Source organism: Mesorhizobium sp. M1A.F.Ca.IN.020.06.1.1 (genome assembly GCF_004023265.1).
Lineage (GTDB): Bacteria > Pseudomonadota > Alphaproteobacteria > Rhizobiales > Rhizobiaceae > Mesorhizobium.
Genome location: NZ_RZSR01000668.1, coordinates 1 through 3,421, shown reverse-complemented (window position 1 = coordinate 3,421; position 3,421 = coordinate 1). Strand labels below are relative to the sequence as shown.

The window sequence follows — 3,421 nt, the reverse complement described above, 5'->3', positions numbered from 1 at the left end:
GGCCGGCGATCCGCTGCCGATGGATGTGAACAAGCTGACGCCGGAGATGACCGTGGTCGACATCATCATGGAGCCGGCCGAAACGGCCCTGCTCAAGGCGGCGAAAGAGATCGGCTGCCGCATCCAGCCCGGACGCCCGATGATGGATTTCCAGGTCGAGGCCATGGCCGCATTCTTCGACATCGAGCGAAAGGAGCGCCACAATGGCTGAGGCTTCGACCGCGGTCGTCATCGGCGGCACGTCCGGGATCGGCCGCGCTATCGCGGAGCGCTTCGCCGAGGAAGGCTACCAGGTGGTCGTCGCAGGCCGGGACGCGAGCCGCGGCAAGGAAGCCGCCGAGGCCTGCGAGAGCGCCGGCGCCCCACGCGCCGTGTTTGTCCAGACCGATGTCGGCGATCCCGCTTCCGTCGAGGCGCTGGCGCAAGACGTCAGCAATGCGTTCGGCACCCCTCATGTCGTGGTCAACTGCGCCGGCATCCTGCAGAGCGGCAAGCATGTGCTCGACCAGGACCTCACCGAAGACGAGCAGATGTGGCGGATCAACTATCGCGGCACGCTGCTTGGCTGCCAGCTGTTCGGCCGGCTGATGTCGGCCGCCGGGCGCGGCGCGATCCTCAATGTCGGCTCGCTCGCCTCCTTCGCGCCGCTGTCGCTTCCGGCCTACACGCCCGGAAAGCATGCAGTGCTGGCGCTCACCCAGATCCTGGCTGCCGAACTCGGCCCGCATGGAGTCCGTGTGAACGCCGTAGCGCCGGGCTATACCCTCTCCGACGGGCTGAAGGCCAGGATCGCCAAGGGCGAACGCAACCCGGAAGCGATTCAGGCCACCACCGCGCTGCGCCGCTTCGTCGAGCCGCGCGATGTCGCCGAGGCGGCGCTGTTCCTCTGCTCCGACCGTGCCGCGTCGATCACCGGCGTTACGCTGCCCGTCGATGCCGGCTGGCTCGTCCAGGCGCCGTACGCGCAGTACCTGCAGGGCAATCCCATCCGGCAGACACCGGCAATCTGACGAGGAAGAATCCAGTGGGCGATATACAGCGCTTCGACTTCGACACCCGCATCCATCATGGCGTCATCCACAACGGCACGCTCTACCTGACCGGCCAGGTTGCCAGGCCGGGCCAACCGGCGGCCGACCAGATGCGCGAGGTGCTCGCCAAGATCGATGCGCTACTCGCCACGGCAGGCACCGACAAGACCCGCATCCTCCACGTCCAGATGTGGCTGGACGACGTGCGGGATTTCGACGAGGTCAATGCGGTCTGGGACGCCTGGATGCCGAAAGAGCATGCGCCGGCACGCTCTTCCGGCGAGGGGCGGATGGCCAAGCCCGGCATGCTGGTCGAACTGATCGTCACCGCGGCGGTTTGAATGGTCTCGCCGGTTCGGGCATCATCCCGAATCTGAACTTGAACGGCCCTAGTCTGGACTTGAACGGAAGGCCTGAATGACGAAGCGCAAGCCGCTTTCCACCGTCGTGGCGGAGAGCCTGGCCGAAAAAATCCGCTCCGGTGAGTTGCAGCCGGGCGCGCAACTGCCGACCGAGGCGGAGCTTTGCGCCGAATACGATGTCAGCCGCACCGTCGTGCGCGAAGCCGTGGCGCGGCTGCGCTCCGAGGGCATGGTGGTGCCGCAGCAGGGACGCGGCATGTTCGTCAGCGAAACGCCCGTGCCGCGCAATTTCTCGATCCCGGACGAGGCGCTGAGAACCTTGCCGGAAACCATCGCCTTGCGCGAACTCAGGTTGAGCGTCGAAGTCGAATCCGCCGGGCTCTGCGCCGAACGCCGCACCGACAAGGAGGCGAGCGACATCCGTGCCATGATGGATGACATCGACGCGCAGCGGGCCGACCCGGCAGCGGTCCAGATCCACTACGACTACGATTTCCACCTCGCGATCGCCAAGGCCGCGCGCAACGAATTCATCCATGGCTTCCTGGCCTATCTCGGGCCGATGATCGTGCCGCGCTTCCAACTCGGCTACGTCGTCGAGCCGGCCCTGAAGGACAGCTATTACGCGCGCATCCACAGCGAGCACAAAGCCATCGTCCATGCCATCGAAAGACAGGATGGCGGCAAGGCCCGCCAGGCCATGCGCAAGCATCTGCACAACAGCCTCGGGCGCGTTCGCGCCCTCGCGCGGGCTTCCGGAGTCGAGGCGACCGACGCGGAGCAAAAGGCCGCCGCAGCCTCGCTCTTCACCAAAATGAAAAGGCCTGCGCCAACGGCCGGTTAAGGCCGGGACGGGTTCGATCCTTCGCGTGAGCACCGAATGCGACTTGCCGCGCGTTGCGAAAGCCGTGTTTTTGTTCCACCGGCGACCGGAAACCCTCTCCCGCGCGCCGACGGGATTGTTTTCCTTTGGTTCGCAGCGTTGGAGGCCGCGCAGGCAGCGTGGAACGTTTGAGCTGCCGGAAAGGCTCTCGAAAGTTTATCTTTCCTTTTTGCTGCTTTTCTTGGTTTCGCGGCACCGGTCGAGGCCGCAGACTAAGATCAGGCAATAGGGGAAGCCCACGTGACGACAGCCTTCATCACAGGTGCGACGAGCGGCATTGGGCGAGCCATCGCCATCGCGTTGAGCGACGCCGGCTACGACGTCTATGCGGTCGGTCGCAGCCAGGCGGCGCTGAAAGAACTGCAGGCCGAGCGTCCTGGCATCCTGCCGATCGCCGTTGACGTTACCGACCGCGAGGCTTTGGAATCGGTCCTGGCCGATCTCACCATCGATGTGCTGATCAACAACGCCGGCATCATGCCGCCGCTCGGCAATTTCGCCGACATGACGATCGCAGACATCGACACCACGTTGGAGGTGAACCTCAGCGCGGCGATCCTGCTCACCCGCCTCGTCGTGCCGCAGATGCGCGAGCGCCAGTCCGGCCACATCTTGTTCACCGGCTCCGCCGCCGGCCACGCGGCCTATTCCAACATCGCCGTCTATTCGGCCACCAAGGCGGCGATCTCCGGCTTTGCCGCTGCCTTGCGCGCCGACCTCTCGCCGTCCGGCATACGCGTCACCGAGATCGTCGCCGGTCGGGTCGAGACGCAGCTCTACAAAGGCATCCTCGACGCCGACGCCCGGGCGGCGATGTACGCCGGAAAAGTAGTGCAGCCGGACGACGTGGGCAGGATGGTCGTCGCTGTGCTGGCGCTCCCCGCATGGGCCGACGTTACCCGTTTCGACATCATGCCGACCTGGCCGACCTCGCCCAGCGGCACCAAGTAAGGAAAACTGCAATGAAGGATCTTTCCGTTCTGATCGTCGGCGGCGGCGCCGGCCTTGGCGCCCTTCTCGCCCGCATGGCTGTGGAGGCCGGGGCGGCAAAGACCGGCATCATCGACATCAACCAGGAAGCCGCTGAGAGCGCTCTCGACGCGGCGAAAGCCAAGGGCGTGCCCACGGCTGCCGCAGCTTGCGAC

Annotated in this window: 4 protein-coding genes and 2 pseudogenes; all 6 read left to right on the top strand. The window is 65.7% G+C overall.

Annotated elements, in window-relative coordinates:
- A pseudogene (locus tag EOA60_RS24695) lies at positions 1–211 on the top strand (shikimate dehydrogenase); the annotation flags it as partial.
- A complete protein-coding gene (locus EOA60_RS24690; RefSeq protein WP_095779437.1) occupies positions 204–1,010 on the top strand; it encodes an SDR family oxidoreductase in 807 nt (268 codons plus the stop codon). The pseudogene EOA60_RS24695 and the gene EOA60_RS24690, both read left to right, overlap by 8 nt.
- A gap of 14 nt (positions 1,011–1,024) precedes the next feature.
- Entirely contained in the window at positions 1,025–1,372 is a 348-nt protein-coding gene (locus EOA60_RS24685; protein ID WP_095824994.1) for a RidA family protein, read from the top strand.
- Positions 1,373–1,448: 76 nt separating this feature from the next.
- Positions 1,449–2,237 (top strand): FadR/GntR family transcriptional regulator, encoded by a 789-nt coding sequence (locus EOA60_RS24680; protein ID WP_164899509.1) that lies wholly within the window; start codon positions 1,449–1,451, stop codon positions 2,235–2,237.
- Positions 2,238–2,516: 279 nt separating this feature from the next.
- Positions 2,517–3,227, top strand: coding sequence for an SDR family oxidoreductase (locus tag EOA60_RS24675; RefSeq protein WP_095824995.1), 711 nt, complete (start codon positions 2,517–2,519; stop codon positions 3,225–3,227).
- An 11-nt stretch (positions 3,228–3,238) separates the two neighbouring features.
- Positions 3,239–3,421: pseudogene (locus tag EOA60_RS24670) on the top strand (oxidoreductase); the annotation flags it as partial.

Coding starts and splice junctions, on each gene's coding strand:
- EOA60_RS24680 (WP_164899509.1), top strand. CDS start 1,449: ATGACGAAGCGCAAGCCGCTTTCCACCGTCGTGGCGGAGAGCCTGGCC.
- EOA60_RS24690 (WP_095779437.1), top strand. CDS start 204: ATGGCTGAGGCTTCGACCGCGGTCGTCATCGGCGGCACGTCCGGGATC.